The sequence below is a fragment of the Peribacillus sp. JNUCC 23 genome (assembly GCF_053653995.1).
In genome coordinates this window covers 2691768-2709455 of the sequence record NZ_CM132202.1, presented here as the reverse complement: position 1 = coordinate 2709455, position 17688 = coordinate 2691768, and the positions used below count along the sequence as shown (strand labels likewise).

The following is a 17688-nucleotide window of genomic DNA, read 5'->3' as shown; positions in this document are numbered from 1 at the left end:
TTTTTTTTGAAAAAATAAATGAAAAGTCGATGTATGGAGAAAGTGTAGAGGTGAGTCTTATGCTATCTGATAAGATAAAATTGACTGGAAAAGAGATTTTGGAAAAAGATTTCAAAACGGCAATGCGCGGATATAAACCTGAAGATGTGGATCAGTTCTTAGATGTTGTCATTAAGGATTATGAAGCATTCTATCAGGAAATTGAAGATTTAAAACAAGAAAATCTAAAACTGCGAAAACAATCTGAAGAACAAGTTAAGCGCCAGAGTCAAACAAACACTGGGCCTATGCCGGGAACAACGAACTTCGATATTCTTAAAAGATTATCGAACTTGGAAAAGCATGTATTCGGCAGCAAACTATATGATTGATTAAAATGCTGTTAACTTTGATTGTTGACTCTATTTTGTGAAAATCAGTTTTTTAAGATTTGGAGCTTGAGTAAGGTTGGAAAATCAATATAACATCCCCATTTTGTATCATTACCCAACAAGAGTAATATTTCTACTTGCTATCTAGAAAAGATTCATGTATAATAAATTCTTGTGTAATGACGTTCGGGTAATTGCTGCAGTTTTTAAAACTGTAGAGGAAAGTCCATGCTCGCACAGACTGAGATGTTTGTAGTGTTCGTGCCTGGCGAAAAAATAAGCCACGGCAGCAGGTGTATCCTGCTGACGGCCGGGAAAATGCCTAAGTCCTTTTTAGGATATGGCATGAATACCTATAAAAGTGCCACAGTGACGTAGCCTTTTCAGAAATGAAAAGGGTGGAACGCGGTAAACCCCACGAGCGAGAAACCCAAATTAATGGTAGGGGCGCTTTCTTCCTTGGAAATGAACGAGGAGAAGGACAGAGGCTGTTGTCTCTGTAGATAGATGATTACCACCTAAGTACGAGATGAATAATCGCTTGCAGTACTACGGTACAAAACATGGCTTACAGGACGTTATCATACAAAACAAAACTCTCCTTATTTAATGAGGAGAGTTTTGTTTTGTCTAGGCTACGCTTTTTTGAAAGTTATTCAATTCATGTTTAATTGTTACAATCTAAACTGAATGACTTGTAACTCATGGAAATGAAATTCGTTTTTGTATGTTCTAATATCAAACATCCACGAGATACTGTATACTTTGCTAGTGAATTGATAAAAGTGGTAAGGGGCTCTTTTTTTTACAATCAAGATATTTCCACAACGACAAGTGTAGGAATCGAATGATCTCCGTTTGGTGGAACTAATAGGGGAACACTGCTTAAGGATATCAAAATGGAAAGAAACTATTCGTAAATTAGTGACATTGAAACAAGTAGGCATTAAACTAACTATTGATGACTTTGGAAAAGGGGTATTCGTCGTTAATCTCTTTAAGTCGCTTCCGATTGACACGTTGAGAAGGGACCAAAGATTCATCTGTCATTTACATATGTATCGCGATGATACCTCTGCTGTAAACACATTCTTATGATAATCATAGCCTTAATGTAATAGGATTGATGAATGTGTAAAATAAGAAAAATGTACGATAATTCAAAGATATTATATCTCAAGGTCAATTCTTCTAGGTGGATTGAAAAATTCATCAGAAAGTTGGATCTTGAGTTGTTAATAGGAAAGCTGGTGTAAAGATGAAACAATTTGATATTATTGCCACTTCGGCAATGGGGCTTGAGGCTGTTGTAGCAAAGGAAGTCCGCTCCCTCGGTTATGAGTGTGAAGTTGAGAATGGAAAAATTATGTACAAAGGTGATGCGTCTGCGATTGCAAGATCGAACTTATGGCTCCGAAGTGCAGATCGAATCAAAATTAAAATTGGCGAATTTAAGGCGACCACTTTTGATCAATTATTTGAAAAAACAAAAGCGTTGAACTGGGAAGATTATCTCCCTGAAGATGCAGAATTTCCTGTAAGCGGAAAATCTGTTAAATCCACTTTGTTTAGTGTGTCAGATTGTCAAGCAATTGTAAAAAAAGCAATTGTTGATCGAATGAAAAAGCATTATAAAAAAACAACATGGTTTGAGGAAAATGGTGCACTGTTTAAAATTGAAGTATCGATCCTGAAAGATATCGTTACGCTAAGTATGGATACGAGCGGTCCTGGACTGCATCGACGAGGATACCGGACAGACCAAGGTGAAGCGCCATTGAAGGAAACACTTGCTGCGGCGCTCGTGATGCTGACTAATTGGTATCCTGACAAGCCGTTTATTGACCCGTTTTGTGGTTCTGGAACCATTCCGATCGAAGCGGCTTTAATCGGTCAAAATATCGCTCCAGGCTTCAATCGGGACTTTGTTTCAGAAAGCTGGAATTGGTTTGATCAAAAAGTGTGGGATGCAGCAAGAGTGGAAGCGGAGGATCTTGCGAAATACGATCAACCACTTGATATAGAAGGATATGATATTGATCACCGTATGATTGAAATCGCCCAGGCTAATAGCTTTGAAGCTGGCTTTGGTGATATAATTTCTTTTAAGCAAATGCAAGTAAGTGATCTAACAACGCGCAAGGAATATGGAGTGATTGTCGGAAACCCTCCATATGGAGAACGTTTGGGTGAAAAAGAACAGGTTGAAGAAATTTACAGAGGGATGGGTCAAGCGTTTTACAAGCTTGATACATGGTCTATTTATATGATTACTTCCCATCCGGAATTCGAAACGTACTACGGAAAACAAGCAACGAAAAAACGCAAGCTGTTTAATGGCTTTATACGAACCGATTATTATCAATATTGGGGGAAACGCCCACCTCGTCAAGATTGATGTTAATCAGATAAAGATAAGCAGTACAGCAAATAACGGAGTACTATTTGTCTTGACCACATTATTTTCGGTCTGAGGATGTGTAGCATAGGTTTATTATGAATAGTCTGCAGGCTAGTGCCTGTGGGCTTTTTTTGCTTCATAAATGAATTTAAAGCTTACTAAAGACCTTTTGTTATTCTCTATATTGATTGAATACTATTTACAAATGGGCGAGAGGTGTGGTTTAAGTGGATGACCAGATTAAGGCGCTGTTTGGAAGTTGGGTTCAGGCGATTGGAACATTCATTGCTGCTGTAGGTTCCACCCCATCTCCTATCTTATCAAAAGAACAACTAACTGATTTGAGTTTAATTGGGAATGGTTTTGAAAATCTAAATGACCCAGGTGAATCTATAAATGTGGTTGTGAATATTTTGCAGAGAATAGGGAATTCTCTTCAAGCGTTGGGAGGAATAGAGGAACTTCGAAATAAAGATGATCAAGGTGAGACTCTAGGCATTGCAGGAAGTTGGATTCAAACAATAGGCTCAGTTATGTCAGCAATTGAACAAACGAAAGAAACAGTCACTTAGAAGTTTTTTAAGTAAGTATAACCTGAATCTGTGACCTTTGTTGCTAAAAATAAATAAAGTGAAACTTCTATCAGTGGGCTCTTTTTATTCAATGCTAATGGTTAGTTAAACTGTGATAAATATAGCTTCCATATTGATCTTCCTGTACATATAGCAAAAGCTATTGCGAATATGAAAGAACGATTAGAATTGTACAAAGGCTTTTTAAGATTATCCAAAGGAAGTTGATTCTGGTGAACGAGTACTTATTTTCTGCTTATGCTTGCTTTTATTAGGACTATCTGTTATTCTAATAAAGAATTATTTTTGTTCGATATGAAAGAAATAGCTGTTGTATGACACATTATCTTCATTATCATCAGGGCAAGGATAGTAATACACTGTGTGCTATCACACTAGGAGGCAACAACAATGGAACAAGGTAAAGTAAAATGGTTTAACGCAGAAAAAGGATTTGGATTTATCGAACGTGAAGGCGGAGACGACGTATTCGTACATTTCTCAGCTATTCAAGGAGAAGGCTTCAAATCTCTTGATGAAGGTCAAGAAGTTACTTTCGAAGTAGAACAAGGTCAACGTGGACCCCAAGCTACTAACGTAAACAAAGCATAATAAGATTAATCATATATAAACAGGCTCCCTTTCTTGGGGGCCTGTTTTCATCTGGAATGAACTATCTTTTTAGCTGAAATGCTACCATGTTGCCTTAGTAATATCTTGACGGTCAACGAGAAATAAAGGATAATGTAATTTTGCTGATAAAGTAAATTTTAACCACCATGATGTACGTAGAATCCCCTGTAGGTTCGTTACGAATCATATAAAGTGAAACTTCAATTAGCGGGGGGCTTCATCCTCCCATCGACGCTTCTTCGATTCCTCTAAACCTTGAGGTAGGGGCCTTACTGCCCGTTAAAGCGGGATAAATGAACAGAAATTTCACAAATGAAAACTTCAACCATCATGAACATGGAACGAATAGATGAAGATTATTCTTAAATATAAACATAAAATGTCTAGCTATGGCACCTTAACCAAGGCGCTTGCGCTTTTCTTATTAGGAGGAAATTGATGATCCAGTCGCTGCCTTTTCCGATAACGAAAGAAGATTCATTTTACGATAAGCTTTCTGAGTGGATAGGGGATGTTTTTTATGACATCTTACCAGAAAAAGGCTTTGAATTAAGAGATGAACAAATTTTTATGGCTTTTCAATTAGAAAAAGCTTTTAAAGAAAAACAAGTGATGTTCGCTGAAGCAGGAGTAGGGACTGGAAAGACACTAGCTTACTTGCTTTATGCAATCTGTTATGCGCGCTATACGAATAAACCGGCGATCATTTCTTGTGCTGATGAAACACTCATCGAGCAATTGGTGAAAGAAGAAGGGGATATACAGAAAATTAAAGAATCCCTTGGATTAACAGTTGATGTTCGCTTAGCAAAATATCATGATCAATACCTATGTCTTAAAAAGTTGGAACATGCTGTTAATACAGTGGATTCAGAAGGAATTGATCAGGTTTATGACTCTCTGCCTAAATTCGTACATGGTAATGAGTCAATGTCTGCATATACGGCATATGGCGATCGAAAGCAATACCCATACCTAAATGATGAAGAATGGTCACAGGTAGGCTGGGATCAGCTGCAAAATTGTTTTACCTGTGATGTGAGACATCGCTGTGGTCAGACGCTTTCACGTGACCATTATCGTAAATCAAGCGATTTAATCATTTGTTCTCATGATTTCTTTATGGAGCATATTTGGACAAAAGAAAAGCGAAAGCGTGAAGGACAGCTACCGTTATTACCTGAATACAGCTGTGTCGTATTTGATGAAGGACATTTATTGGAGTACTCTGCTCAAAAAGCACTCACATATAAAATAGGTGAAGCGACTTTAGCTACCGTTCTAGAGTCCCTAGTTGCGAATGAAGTTCGCGAAGAAACGCTTTATATGATAGAAGATTTAATCGATATGAGTGAAAATTTCTTTGCGGTCCTACATGAACAATCGGTCCCTGTTACCGGTTCAAACCGCTCTGAAATACCAGCATCGAACGAAATTCATTCATTAGCCGTTAAGCTTCATAAGAAAGTAGAAGAACTTGAAGAAAGTCTCGTATTTGAAGCAGAGCTTTATACAATTAATGAATATGATTTGAAGGTGACGGAAGAGTATTTAGAGCAATTGAACTATTCCCTTTCGTTATTTGTCAAAAATGAACAAGCGATCACATGGTTTGAGCAAACTGAAAATAGTAAAACATTGGTCATCATGCCAAGGCTTGTTCAAGAAATTCTGTCTGAAGAAGTGTTCACGAAGAAAATTCCTTATATTTTCTCGTCAGCAACTCTATCAAATGACGGTTCATTTGATTATATTGCAGACAGTTTAGGGATTAAAGACTCTAGTCATTTTTCAGTTTCTTCCCCATTTGAATATGATGAAGTGATGGATATTAAGTTGCCTGTTTTTTCAACAGATGACGCTGATGCTAAGCTAACTTATACTCTTAACAGTATCAAAGAAACAGAAGGTAGGACATTAGTCCTTTTCCAATCAAAAGAAGAGCTTCAGTGGTTTAAAAGACAGGCTGTATCCTCTCCTTATTCTTTCTATTTTGAAGGGGATGTAGAAATTAGCGAGCTGGTAAAGAAATTTCAAGAGGAGGAAACTTCTGTTCTGTTCTCTTACCATTTGTGGGAAGGTTTAGATGTACCAGGAGATTCACTAAAGAATGTCATTATCTTTTCGCTACCGTTCCCGCCACATGATCCTGTATTTCAGGCGAAACGTGATGCTTGTGCTAATCCTTTTGAACAAGTAGACTTACCGTATATGCTTTTACGCTTGAGACAAGGCATGGGCCGATTAATTCGTACAAGCGAAGATTCAGGTACTGTTCATATCCTTACTGAGAAAAGTCTTTCAAGATCAACTCTTGATAAAGTCATCGCTGTTTTACCAACATCATTAAAGTGAATAATCGTACAAAACGAATATGGTAACAGATGATTGTTCAAATGATAAACATAAAGCTAGTTAGATTGTGGGCAAATATCTTTCGGAGATTTTATAGATAAAATGTGAAGGTTTTGCGGTATTCAATTATTAACAAAAAGAAGAAAAAAAGTTCTGTTCAAATCGAATGACACCTGATATAATTTTATTACAATAATAATATTCAATTACACTCATATAATAGCAGGGATATGGCCTGCAAGTTTCTACCGGATTACCATAAATGATCTGACTATGAGTGAGTCATATATACTTGATGCTAATCATGCAGGCCGGTACTATTTGTATGTTTACCTGTCCATGTAATGCCCAAGAATGATTGTCTCACTCTACTATTTGGAGTCAGGTAATGATCCTTGGGTTTTTTATATTCTAAAATAACAAGGGTAATGAGTGAAAAGATCATGATGAATTGGGGGAGTATACACATGCAACTACTGAAAACGAAAATCCTAGAAGAAGGACAAGCATTATCCGAGAGCATACTGAAAGTCGATTCTTTTTTAAACCATAGAATGGATCCCGTTCTAATGCACGAAATGGGGAAAGAATTTAAACGTAGATTTCAAGATGAAAAGATAGATGTTGTCCTTACCATCGAATCATCCGGGATTGGTCCTGGTGTGATGGCTGCCCTTGAGCTTTCTGTTCCAATGATTTTCGCTAGAAAGCGCAAATCGGTGACGTTAACTGATGATCTCATTACAGCTAATGTATATTCTTTTACCAAAAAAGAAGCAAATGAAATCGCCGTATCCAATAAGTTTATTGGTAGCGGGGACAGAGTGTTAATCATTGACGATTTCCTCGCGAATGGGCAGGCGGCTTTAGGATTAATGGAAATTTGTCATAAAGTGAATGCCACCGTAGTAGGAATCGGAATTGTGATTGAAAAAGCCTTTCAAGATGGTGGTGCAAAATTACGAGAACAAGGCGTACGTGTTGAGTCCCTTGCAAAGATCGAAGCACTTAGTCTTGGAGAAATTACATTTGTAGAAGAACGTGAGGGCGCAATACATGAGTAATCATCCGCTTAAAACGGCGTCGCTAGGAATTCAGCATGTCTTAGCCATGTATGCGGGTGCTGTTATTGTGCCTCTGATCGTTGGTGGCGCATTAGGATTAAGCGTAGAACAATTAACCTATCTTGTATCGATTGATATCTTCATGTGTGGAATTGCGACCATTTTACAAGTTTGGACAAATCGCTTTTTTGGAATCGGCCTGCCTGTAGTACTCGGCTGTACCTTTACCGCAGTTGGCCCGATGATCGCAATCGGTGGACAATATGGTATCACGTCCATCTATGGATCGATTCTTGTTTCGGGTCTTGTTGTGATGCTAATAGGGAAATCATTCGGAAAACTTGCTCGTTTCTTTCCGCCGCTTGTGACTGGCTCTGTCGTTTTGATTATTGGAATCACACTTATACCTGTAGCGATGAATAACCTAGCTGGAGGACAAGGAGCTAAAGATTTCGGGTCGTTAGAAAATGTGCTACTTGGATTTGGTACACTTCTATTGATTATCATTTTATATAAATTTTTTACTGGATTCATACGATCTATTTCTATATTAATCGGTTTGCTGGTTGGAACAGTAGCTGCTTCGTTTTTCGGAAAAGTTGATTTTTCACCAGTAGCTGATGCATCTATCTTACATATGCCACATTTGTTTTATTTCGGGATGCCAACTTTTAATATACCAGCTATTTTAACAATGATACTAGTCGCGATTGTAAGTTTAGTTGAGTCAACCGGTGTTTATTATGCATTAGGTGATATTACCAATCGTAAAATCAGTCAAGATGATTTAGCGAAAGGATATCGTGCTGAAGGGCTAGCGATTGTGTTAGGTGGCCTATTCAATGCATTTCCTTATACCGCATTTTCCCAAAATGTAGGGCTCGTCCAGTTATCTGGTGTGAAAAGTAAGAATGTAATCTATACTGTAGGGGTCATGTTAGTTGTGATCGGGCTAGTTCCGAAAATGGGAGCTCTAACAACAGTAATTCCTACATCTGTACTTGGCGGTGCCATGATTGCCATGTTTGGAATGGTGATCGCTGCAGGCATAAAAATGCTGAGCCAAGTTGACTTTGCAAGACAAGAGAATTTATTGGTTATTGCTTGCTCCGTGGGCTTGGGGCTTGGGGTCACTGTCGTCCCAGACGTTTTCTTGAAATTACCGGAAAGCTTGCAGATCCTTACAAGCAATGGAATTGTAGCAGGAAGTATATCGGCCATTTTCCTTAATATCTTATTTAACATGATTCCTTCTAAACGAAGTATTAGTAATCCTATGGTGCTTGAGCAGAAGGCATCTTAACCCACAGGGTAAAAGATGAAGAAGAGGCTGTTTCAATGGTAATCTCATTGAAACAGCCTTTTTATATGCAATAATAAAGTGAAATGGAAACAGTTAACCACCTCATTCATATCTTATAAGAATAAGTATACGAAAGAGAGTGAAGTATGTGGAAAAGAAATATTGCAAACACTGCAGAACATTGTTAACCGTAGAATCAATTTGCGATCATTGTGGAAGAAATGAATTTCAAGATATCATTATTGAAGTGCAAAAGCAATCTCGTAGATTTAACTCGGAAAATCAGCTTTAGACATGCATGAATGATAGTTTGCACAAGTGAGTGACTTCGACCGTTACTTGCTTTTTTGTATGAGGGACATGGGGACGGGGCTTCGCTACTTACTAATATAATCAACCTATTTATCGGATTTACTGATTTTACCTTAGAGAAAACATCCAAAATCCGGCTTCGCACCGCCACCATTGAGATTAGGTGAGTGTAGTGTGCTTCATGATACGTCCTTCATAGTAAATGGCGGCGTTTTAACGCCATATTTGTTTTGTAAAAAAATACAGACGAAATCAATAATCGTCTGTAATCATTCATTCTATTTACGAAATGACATTATGATTCAATCATTAATAGAATGTGGATTTCTTGATCAGCCTCAATCGTTATGGACAAATGTATGGCTTTTTCAAATCCATATAGTTTAGTTTCGCCGACTAACACTGTTGGCGGGGAGATATCCATTACGATATTGTCAACCGTAAGTTGGGTAGCTAAATTTCCAGCAATCATATTCCCAAGCTCTGCGGCAAAGGATTCTAGCATTTCTCCTTCTAACGTCATGCCGAACATCGTTTCACCAATCCGGCCAATTGCGTCTTGATTACCTTCGATTAGTAACCTTCCACGGACATCGCCAGTCATACCTATTAAGACCCCAATACCGTTTTGTAGAAATGGTTCATTAATTAATAATGGTTTGCTCATTTCGAGATTGAGGGGAATAATCGTCTTTACTGCTTGAATGGTCCCATTTAAAACGCCTGAAATCTGTGTGGTAACACTCATTCTATTACCTCCATAAAACAATATAATTAATCATACCACTTTATTGGGTATTTGGGACTGGTAATTTTAGAAAAGAACGAAAATTTTGTTAAAAAAACAAGAATGATGTCGATTTTTAGGTCTTTAGACTGATTTTTTTGCTCAGCCTATGATAATCGAAGCTATGAATAAAGAAAGTGATTTTGGGAATGATAACCATCATTATCACTGGAGGTGGAAATATTGCCATATATTTTATCAACATCACATATCCAGCTACCTTATTTATTTGCTCAAGAAAAATTAATGGAATTTTCACGTGAAATATTTGGTTCTACTTTTAAAGATATTGATCGGTTATTGCGGGCATTTAAAAATGGACAAGTGGATACGCGCTATTTTATTAAAGATTTGGATTGGTTTAAACAAGATCATACATTCGAAGAGCGAAACAATGCTTTTATTGAGGGTGCTGTGACATATGGAACTAAAGCCATTCAAAGCTGTCTATCTAATGCAACTTTTTTGAAACAAGAAGTAGCATTACAAGAAATTGAAGCGATTTTTTTCGTAACAAGTTCAGGCATAGCGACGCCAACCATTGATGCACGAATTATGAATATTCTCCCTTTCTCCCCTCATACGAAGAGAATACCGCTATGGGGTTTAGGTTGTGCAGGAGGTGCGTCCGGGTTGTCTCGAGCCTTCGAGTATTGCAAGGCATTTCCAGAAGCAAAAGTGCTTGTTCTATCTGTCGAGCTATGTAGCCTGTCTTTTCAAAGGAATGATCGGTCGAAAAGTAACTTAATCGGCTCATCTTTGTTTTCAGATGGAGCTGCATGCACGCTTATTTGCGGTGATGATGTTGCACGTAAAAAAATAAGTCAAGTAAAACGAGTCCCTAAAATACTATCTACACAGTCCACTTTAATGCCAGATTCATTAGATGTCATGGGCTGGGACGTGAAAAATGAAGGCCTTCATGTTATTTTTTCAAAAGATATACCGACGATTATTAGCAATTGGTTGAGTCCGAATGTAGACGTTTTTCTCGAGAAAAACGATATGAACCAGCAAGATATTCGCCATTTCATTGCCCACCCAGGTGGTAAGAAAGTAATTGATGCGTATTGTGAATCATTAGGATTTCATGAGGAAATGGTGAAGATTTCGATGGAAGTGTTAAGAGAGCATGGTAATATGTCTTCTGCCACCATTCTTTATGTGCTAGAGAAATTTATGGAACAAGATATAAGCGAAGGAGAATATGGTCTTGCGGCTGCGCTTGGGCCTGGCTTTAGTTCAGAATTACTATTAATGAGGTGGGAAGAATGACATTTCTACTATTTATTACGTTGCTCGCGGTACAGCGACTAAGCGAACTTGTATTGGCGAGATATAACGAAGATCGTTTAAAGGCGAAAGGGGGGCTTGAGTTCGGTAGCTCCCATTATCCATGGATTGTCCTTATGCATCTTGGGTTCTTTTCGTCATTCATTGCAGAGGTCAATTTTCTTGATAAAAATGTCTCGGCAATATGGCCTTTTTGGCTAAGTATATTTTTACTAGTACAGATTGGAAGAGTCTGGGTCATTGCATCACTTGGACCGTATTGGAATACGAAAATTATCGTTTTGCCAGATGTAGAGGTTATTGCGAAAGGACCCTATAAATATGTAAAACATCCGAACTATATCATTGTTGCAACAGAGATCCTAGTCATATCATTCCTATATAATGCCTTTGTCACAGCAACATTGTTCACATGCCTAAATGCATGGGCTATGTCAGTTCGAATTCCAATTGAAGAAAGAGCGTTGAAGAATTTAACAAGCTATTCCACCGTTTTCCAAAAAAATAAAAAATAATAAAAATCTTATTGAAAATGATTATCGTTCGTGATAAGATCTCTATATAAGATGAAAATGATTATCAATTGAGACAACTATAAATTAATTTATATAAGGATGGTGTATAAAATGGTCTGGTTTTTTGTTTTACTAACAATTGTTACATATAGCTTTGTGATGAAATATGTGTTAAGCCATATTGCAAGCTCTAAAAAAGCACAAAAAGGTCCGGCAATGAAACAAAACATAACGAAAAATAACCAAACATACATCCCGACACCGACAACCAGGTAATATACTTGGTTGTTTTTTTATTCTTTTCGTTAATTCATTTCCAAACATATGAATACTTAACGAAATCGTTTACAATTAAAAGACAAGCTTGTATTGAATTTTCCATTTAATAATACATATGATAAATCGTAATTATACAACGATATTTAAGGGGAAGAGATGAATGGTTTACACTGATACAACACTAACTTACAACTTCACTGACTTAATGTCCTTATACGAAAAACTTTCTGCAGAGGGAGATCAAACGAATGCAGAGAAAATAAAAGAGCTTTTGCTAAAATCTCAGAAAGAAGAATATGTAATAGCGTTCTGCGGGCATTTCTCAGCAGGAAAATCAAGTATGATTAATTTCTTATTAAATAAACAATTGCTTCCATCGAGTCCAATCCCGACAAGTGCGAATACGGTGAAAGTTCAAAAAGGTGAAGACTTTGCAAAGGTCTATTATCGTAACCGTAAACCTGTAATATTTCCTGCTCCATATGATTACGCTGCTGTTAAGAATTTTGCAAAAGATGGTGATACCGTATCCTCTATTACAATTAGCTCGAAGGATTTTCCTTTACCTGATACTTGTGTGATTATGGATACACCTGGTATCGATTCAACAGATGATGCTCACCGAATTTCAACTGAGTCCGCCCTTCATTTAGCCGACGTCGTTTTTTATGTGATGGATTATAATCATGTTCAATCAGAAGTGAACTTTCTTTTTACGAGGGAACTGACAGAAGCAGGCAAGTCTCTCTATCTAATGGTCAATATGATTGATAAACACGATGAAAACGAACTAAGTTTTGAAACATTTAAACAATCCGCTCGTGATGCTTTCGCGGCTTGGGGTGTCATTCCCGATGGTATGTTTTTCACATCCATTCGTGATTTGACGAATTCTCATAATGATGTTGAAACCGTCCGGCAATTTATTGGCACTTTAGTTCAAAATAAAGAAACAAATCGTGAGCATACCCTAATTGTTTCTACGAAAAGGGTAATCAATCAGCATCTTAGTTGGTTAAAGGATAAATATGAGGAGGCGCATTCAGAAGAACTTGAGTCATTATATAGCCTTCCTGATACTGAAAGAGCCGTGATAACAGAAAGTGTGAATCTACTTCTTCAGGAAAAACATGAATTAGTTCGTAATATAGAACTGGTGAAAGAGAACTTTGCTCAAGGAACACAATCTATCATAAAAAATGCCATACTCATGCCTGCAGGAACCCGCGAATTGGCCAATCAATTCCTAGATTCCACGCAGAGAGACTTTAAAACGGGTCTGTTTTTCACAAAGAAAAAAACAGAACAAGAACGTCAAGAACGAAGACAAGTATTTCTAACAGATATACAGGAAAAAGTCAAAACACAGTTAGAATGGCATATTAAAGAGCAAGCTGTCCAAACGGTGGCTGCGTCTGGCGTCCATGATGCGCTGATGGAACAAACTGCACAGAGCCTACACGTAGAGATTACGGAATCCTTATTAACTAGTTTACTTAAGGGGCAAGTCCAAATTACGGGAGAATATGTATTAAATTATACAAATGAGCTTTCTGAAGCAATTAAAAGAGAAGCAAGAAAATCGTGTGAACAATTCATAGATCGACTTTCTCAAAAAATGCTGGAAAAGAACGAGCGGCGCACTCAGGAATTAGATGTTGAATTGAAGCGGTTTTCATCGTACCAATATGCGTTAATTTTGGTCAATGCGATGGAAAAAGAACTCCAAGATGAAAAAGACGAGCTTGCTAAAATACTTGCAGGTAATGGAAACCAACAGCCTCAAGTAGAACAAATATTGGCAGCTTGGCTGAAAGAAGAAAATGAAGCAGAAAGAAAAATAACCGTTCAAGAGGAAATTCAACAGCAGAATAAGGTTGAAAAGAAGAAGAAAAAGGAAGAAGTTCCTTTAGGTCGAGTAGAATCGCAAGTAGCAACCAAGCGAATCAGTTCGAAAGATAAACTACACCAAACAGCTGTTAGTTTGTCGGGAGTCGCAAATTTGATTTCACCTTTAAAAGGTTTTCAATCTTTATATAAAGAATTAAAGGAAAAATCTAAACGACTTGAAAATCAAACGTTTACTGTTGCTTTATTTGGTGCTTTCAGTGCAGGGAAATCTTCCTTTGCCAACGCATTGATGGGAGAAAGCGTACTCCCTGTTTCACCAAACCCGACAACAGCGGCAATCAATAAAATTATGGCAGCAGATCAAGCCCATAAGCATGGGACTGCATCCGTCAAGCTTAAAACGGAAGCCATGCTCCTTGAAGATGTGAATGTAGCGCTCGCTGTTTTTGCAGAAAAAGCAGCAAATCTAGATGAAGCGCATCATCTTTCTAAAGTCCTTATCGAAAAAAACAGCAAAACTGAAACGGGTAAAACACAATTGTCATTTTTACGTGCTTTTCACGCAGGATTGCTGCAATACAAAAGCGAGCTTGGTACGACTTTGACTGTGGATTTGGCTGGATTTCGTCAATTTGCTGCCGAAGAGATGAAGTCTTGTCTGGTTGATTTAATTGAATTATATTACGACTGTGAATGGACGAGGCAAGGCATGGTATTAGTCGATACACCTGGGGCAGATTCGATTAATGCCCGACATACCGATGCCGCATTTGAATACATTAAGAACTCTGATGCAGTTCTGTTCGTAACCTACTATAATCATCCATTTTCAAAAGCTGATCGTGAATTTCTCATCCAACTTGGCCGAGTGAAAGACTCCTTTGCGATGGATAAAATGTTCTTCATTGTCAATGCCGCTGATTTAGCAGAGTCACAAGATGAGATCAATGAGGTCAAAGAGTATGTAAAAGATGAATTGTCTGGTTTTGGTATCCGTTTTCCGAAGCTATTTGCGCTAAGCAGTAAAGGTGCTTTAGGAGAAAAGCAGAAACAAGGCTCGTTTTCCCATCCTTTTCTTCCAGACAGTGGCATTGTCAAATTTGAAGCCCAGTTTCATGCGTTTATCGAACATGACCTAATGGATCTTGCTTTAAAATCAGCAAAAGCTGCCATGATTCGGGCTGAGGAGTTATTGATGGATGTTATTATCACATCTAAGCAAGATAAAGAAACGAAGCGAAAAGCATTGCTCAAGCAAAAGGTAGATTTTCAAAAAATGACAAAAATTGTGCAGGAAATGAGCGGTGAAACCGATAAACAACGTTTGAAAAAAGAACTCGATGAGCTGATCTTTTATAGCAAACAGCGAGTGTTTTTCCGATTTTCTGATTTTTTCAAAGAATCCTTTAATCCAGCTGTATTAAAAGATGATGGACAGGATGTGAAAGTCGTCTTGAAACAATCGTTAATCAGTTTATTAGAAGCATTAGGTTTTGATTTTGCTCAAGAAATGCGAGCAACCGCTTTAAGAGCTGAATTATACGTGAATAAGCTCGTTTTAGAAAAGCAAAAATCGATGATGGAGCAAATTCAAAAGGTAAAGAAGAACATAGCCCTAAAACCGTATGAATCACAAAAGGGTCCAATTATTGAATTCAAGCGTGCGTTTATTGGGCTAACAGAGAATGAATTTAAAAAAGAACTTGCCTTATTTAAGAACCCAAAAACATTCTTTGAGAAAAATGAAAAAGTCAAAATGAATGATGCGTTAAAAGAAAAGTTGGATAAACCAGCACTTGATTATGTGAATGCAAAAAGGGAGCAGTTAAATGAAAGCTATCAAGAGCATCTTGCGCAACAATTGATTTTGCTGCAAAAAAATAGTGAAGCAGAACTCACTGAAATTTTTGCAGGTCTACAAGCTGCTCTTGAAGAAACGATTGATATTCGCCGCTATGAACAAATTGTAGAAGAAGTTAAACGTTTAAATCAAAAGTAAGGCAAAAAATGCGGGGGCTGACCCTTGAAACAACCCTAATTAAAGGAGCAAACAAAAAAATGTCATATTTGATTGAAACGTATGAATTATTGGAAGCAATGAAAGCTGAAGAAATTAGAATTGTCGATTGCCGATTTAAGCTTAGTGAACCTTCATACGGCAGAGAACGTTATAACAAAGAACATATTTCTGGAGCTGTGTATTTCCATCTTGAAGAAGATATGTCAGGATCGGTGGGTACCCATGGTGGCAGACACCCGCTGCCTAATCTTGATGAATTTAAACAAAAGCTTGAAGAAGCGGGAATTGGGAATAACACAAGAGTGGTCGCTTATGATGGTGGAGAAGGAGCCTTTGCCTCAAGATTTGTTTGGATGCTATCCTACCTAGGGCATAAACATGTGCAAATTCTAAATGGCGGCTACCCTGCATGGAAACGAGCAGGGGGAGGAGTAGACGGAGAGTTGCCTCATTACAATAAACAAACTTTCGAAGTTGTGACTGATTCTACCATTCTTGCTACATATGCTGAAGTGAAAGAATATGTGAATCGCAAGACGAATGAAGTTACTCTGCTTGATTCTCGGGAAGAAAGACGTTATATGGGAATAGAAGAGCCAATTGATAAAGTTGCGGGACATATCCCATTTGCACTTAATAAAATGTGGAATGATGGAATAAAGGATGGCTCATTTTTATCTGCTGAAAAACAACGAGAAAGGTTTGCTGAATTAAGCAATATTCAATCAGTGATCGTGTATTGTGGCTCAGGTGTCACAGCCGCGCCGAATTATATTGCACTAAAAGAAGCAGGATTCGAACAAGTTAAGCTATACGTGGGAAGCTTTAGTGATTGGATTTCTTATGAAGAGAATGAGGTTGCTAAGAAAAGCTGACTTTATCTCGCATTAACGGGCAGTAAGCCCCGCCGATTAAAGTTTCACTTTATTTTTATGAAACTAGTAATTATCCTGAAATAATAGTAGAGTAGTGTATGAGGTGATTGTTTTGGATGTAAAAGAAAAAGACCAGCTGCCATCCTTTTTGCTTGTCGATGGAATGGCGCTTTTATTTAGAGCATTTTATGCAACAGCAGTAACCGGACAATTTATGATTAATTCGAAAGGCGTTCCAACGAATGCAGTTCAAGGTTTTCTTAAACATATGCTCATGGCTATTGATCATTTTTCACCAAGTCATGTTGCCGTTTGTTGGGATATGGGAAGTAAAACCTTCCGTAACGATTTATTCCCGGAATATAAGGCAAATCGATCGGAAGCACCGGTTGAGATGAGACCTCAGTTTGAGTTGGCAAAGGAAGCTGTTGAAGCATTTAGCATTCCTAACATTGGTGTTATTGGATATGAAGCAGATGATTGCATGGGAACCATTGCCAAAACAGCTATGAATGAAAGTCATGTATCAATATTGACCGGTGATCAGGACATGCTGCAATTGATTGATGATCGCATTTCTGTTGTACTGCTTAAAAAAGGATATGGAAACTATGAAGTCCATAATGGCGAAAGCTTTTTTGAGTGGAAGGGTATTACACCAAAGCAAATGATTGATTTAAAAGCACTGATGGGTGATACTGCGGATAATTATCCGGGAGTAAAAGGGATAGGAGAGAAGACAGCGTTGAAGTTGCTCATTCAATATGAAAATATTGAAGGTATTCTCAATAATCTTGCATCACTTACAAAAACTCAACAAACAAAAATCCAAGATGCCGTTGACATGCTTCATTTATCAAGACAGCTCGCAGAAATTAAATGTGATGTTCCTATTTCATGTTCACTTGAAACGAGCGTTTATCGCTATGACCAGGAAAAGGTTAGAAAGCTAGCAGAAGACCATGAATTCAAAACGATTCAACGAATCATCTAATAAAAAACCGCACCCTAGGGTCCTATGATCCGGAATGCGGTTTTTTTCACAGTACATTTTACG

General features: G+C 37.7%; 15 protein-coding genes, 1 other RNA gene and 1 riboswitch. Of the genes, 15 read left to right on the top strand and 1 reads right to left on the bottom strand.

Annotation, left to right across the window (positions count from 1 at the left end; translation table 11 throughout):
• Nucleotides 1-59: 59 nt before the first annotated feature.
• The 9 genes from gpsB (at nucleotide 60) to JNUCC23_RS13075 (ending at nucleotide 8699) form a co-directional block, all read left to right on the top strand.
• Nucleotides 60-371, top strand: a complete 312-nt coding sequence (gpsB, locus tag JNUCC23_RS13115) for a cell division regulator GpsB (protein WP_062178733.1) — start codon at nucleotides 60-62, stop codon at nucleotides 369-371.
• A 182-nt stretch (nucleotides 372-553) separates the two neighbouring features.
• An RNA gene (gene rnpB / locus JNUCC23_RS13110) (RNase P RNA component class B) lies at nucleotides 554-947 on the top strand.
• A 285-nt stretch (nucleotides 948-1232) separates the two neighbouring features.
• The gene (locus JNUCC23_RS13105) at nucleotides 1233-1469 is read left to right on the top strand and encodes an EAL domain-containing protein (RefSeq protein ID WP_403070679.1); all 237 of its coding nucleotides are present in this window, start codon (nucleotides 1233-1235) and stop codon (nucleotides 1467-1469) included.
• 160 nt (nucleotides 1470-1629) lie between these two features.
• On the top strand, nucleotides 1630-2769 hold the full coding sequence (locus JNUCC23_RS13100; protein ID WP_454211842.1) for a THUMP domain-containing class I SAM-dependent RNA methyltransferase: 1140 nt from the start codon (nucleotides 1630-1632) through the stop codon (nucleotides 2767-2769).
• Nucleotides 2770-2999: 230 nt separating this feature from the next.
• On the top strand, nucleotides 3000-3344 hold the full coding sequence (locus JNUCC23_RS13095) for a DUF6944 family repetitive protein (RefSeq protein WP_454211840.1): 345 nt from the start codon (nucleotides 3000-3002) through the stop codon (nucleotides 3342-3344).
• A 411-nt stretch (nucleotides 3345-3755) separates the two neighbouring features.
• Entirely contained in the window at nucleotides 3756-3956 is a 201-nt protein-coding gene (locus tag JNUCC23_RS13090) for a cold-shock protein (RefSeq protein ID WP_028391509.1), read from the top strand.
• 459 nt (nucleotides 3957-4415) lie between these two features.
• Nucleotides 4416-6332, top strand: a complete 1917-nt coding sequence (locus tag JNUCC23_RS13085) for an ATP-dependent DNA helicase (RefSeq protein ID WP_454211838.1) — start codon at nucleotides 4416-4418, stop codon at nucleotides 6330-6332.
• Between the two features lie 192 nt (nucleotides 6333-6524).
• Nucleotides 6525-6626, top strand: a riboswitch (purine riboswitch).
• 173 nt (nucleotides 6627-6799) lie between these two features.
• The gene (locus tag JNUCC23_RS13080; RefSeq protein ID WP_062178742.1) at nucleotides 6800-7396 is read left to right on the top strand and encodes a xanthine phosphoribosyltransferase; all 597 of its coding nucleotides are present in this window, start codon (nucleotides 6800-6802) and stop codon (nucleotides 7394-7396) included.
• A complete protein-coding gene (locus JNUCC23_RS13075) occupies nucleotides 7389-8699 on the top strand; it encodes a nucleobase:cation symporter-2 family protein (protein ID WP_454211836.1) in 1311 nt (436 codons plus the stop codon). Before JNUCC23_RS13080 ends, JNUCC23_RS13075 begins: the two co-directional genes overlap by 8 nt.
• 607 nt (nucleotides 8700-9306) lie before the next feature.
• On the opposite strand, the gene JNUCC23_RS13070 is transcribed toward JNUCC23_RS13075, so the two are convergent.
• Complete coding sequence (locus JNUCC23_RS13070; RefSeq protein ID WP_062178749.1) at nucleotides 9307-9759, bottom strand: chemotaxis protein CheX; 453 nt, start codon at nucleotides 9757-9759, stop codon at nucleotides 9307-9309.
• Between the two features lie 222 nt (nucleotides 9760-9981).
• Between JNUCC23_RS13070 and JNUCC23_RS13065 the strand changes: the two genes are divergently transcribed.
• The 6 genes from JNUCC23_RS13065 (at nucleotide 9982) to JNUCC23_RS13040 (ending at nucleotide 17625) form a co-directional block, all read left to right on the top strand.
• On the top strand, nucleotides 9982-11073 hold the full coding sequence (locus tag JNUCC23_RS13065) for a type III polyketide synthase (RefSeq protein WP_403070696.1): 1092 nt from the start codon (nucleotides 9982-9984) through the stop codon (nucleotides 11071-11073).
• A complete protein-coding gene (locus JNUCC23_RS13060) occupies nucleotides 11070-11606 on the top strand; it encodes an isoprenylcysteine carboxyl methyltransferase family protein (RefSeq protein WP_403070699.1) in 537 nt (178 codons plus the stop codon). The genes JNUCC23_RS13065 and JNUCC23_RS13060 overlap by 4 nt, the downstream gene beginning before the upstream one ends.
• Nucleotides 11607-11717: 111 nt before the next feature.
• Nucleotides 11718-11882: a hypothetical protein gene (locus tag JNUCC23_RS13055; protein ID WP_403070702.1), complete on the top strand. Its 165-nt coding sequence runs from the start codon at nucleotides 11718-11720 to the stop codon at nucleotides 11880-11882.
• A 163-nt stretch (nucleotides 11883-12045) separates the two neighbouring features.
• Nucleotides 12046-15735 carry a dynamin family protein gene (locus JNUCC23_RS13050; RefSeq protein ID WP_454211833.1) on the top strand — a complete coding sequence of 1230 codons (3690 nt, stop codon included), beginning with the start codon at nucleotides 12046-12048 and terminating at the stop codon, nucleotides 15733-15735.
• Nucleotides 15736-15794: 59 nt separating this feature from the next.
• A complete protein-coding gene (locus JNUCC23_RS13045; RefSeq protein ID WP_454211831.1) occupies nucleotides 15795-16631 on the top strand; it encodes a sulfurtransferase in 837 nt (278 codons plus the stop codon).
• A gap of 163 nt (nucleotides 16632-16794) precedes the next feature.
• On the top strand, nucleotides 16795-17625 hold the full coding sequence (locus JNUCC23_RS13040) for a 5'-3' exonuclease (RefSeq protein WP_454216065.1): 831 nt from the start codon (nucleotides 16795-16797) through the stop codon (nucleotides 17623-17625).
• Nucleotides 17626-17688: the final 63 nt, after the last annotated feature.

Bases quoted from the DNA above. Each gene is read 5' to 3' on its own strand.
- gpsB (WP_062178733.1), top strand. From the start codon at position 60: ATGCTATCTGATAAGATAAAATTGACTGGAAAAGAGATTTTGGAAAAA.
- JNUCC23_RS13100 (WP_454211842.1), top strand. From the start codon at position 1,630: ATGAAACAATTTGATATTATTGCCACTTCGGCAATGGGGCTTGAGGCT.
- JNUCC23_RS13090 (WP_028391509.1), top strand. From the start codon at position 3,756: ATGGAACAAGGTAAAGTAAAATGGTTTAACGCAGAAAAAGGATTTGGA.
- JNUCC23_RS13085 (WP_454211838.1), top strand. From the start codon at position 4,416: ATGATCCAGTCGCTGCCTTTTCCGATAACGAAAGAAGATTCATTTTAC.
- JNUCC23_RS13080 (WP_062178742.1), top strand. From the start codon at position 6,800: ATGCAACTACTGAAAACGAAAATCCTAGAAGAAGGACAAGCATTATCC.
- JNUCC23_RS13075 (WP_454211836.1), top strand. From the start codon at position 7,389: ATGAGTAATCATCCGCTTAAAACGGCGTCGCTAGGAATTCAGCATGTC.
- JNUCC23_RS13070 (WP_062178749.1), bottom strand. From the start codon at position 9,759: ATGAGTGTTACCACACAGATTTCAGGCGTTTTAAATGGGACCATTCAA.
- JNUCC23_RS13060 (WP_403070699.1), top strand. From the start codon at position 11,070: ATGACATTTCTACTATTTATTACGTTGCTCGCGGTACAGCGACTAAGC.
- JNUCC23_RS13055 (WP_403070702.1), top strand. From the start codon at position 11,718: ATGGTCTGGTTTTTTGTTTTACTAACAATTGTTACATATAGCTTTGTG.
- JNUCC23_RS13050 (WP_454211833.1), top strand. From the start codon at position 12,046: ATGGTTTACACTGATACAACACTAACTTACAACTTCACTGACTTAATG.
- JNUCC23_RS13045 (WP_454211831.1), top strand. From the start codon at position 15,795: ATGTCATATTTGATTGAAACGTATGAATTATTGGAAGCAATGAAAGCT.
- JNUCC23_RS13040 (WP_454216065.1), top strand. From the start codon at position 16,795: ATGGCGCTTTTATTTAGAGCATTTTATGCAACAGCAGTAACCGGACAA.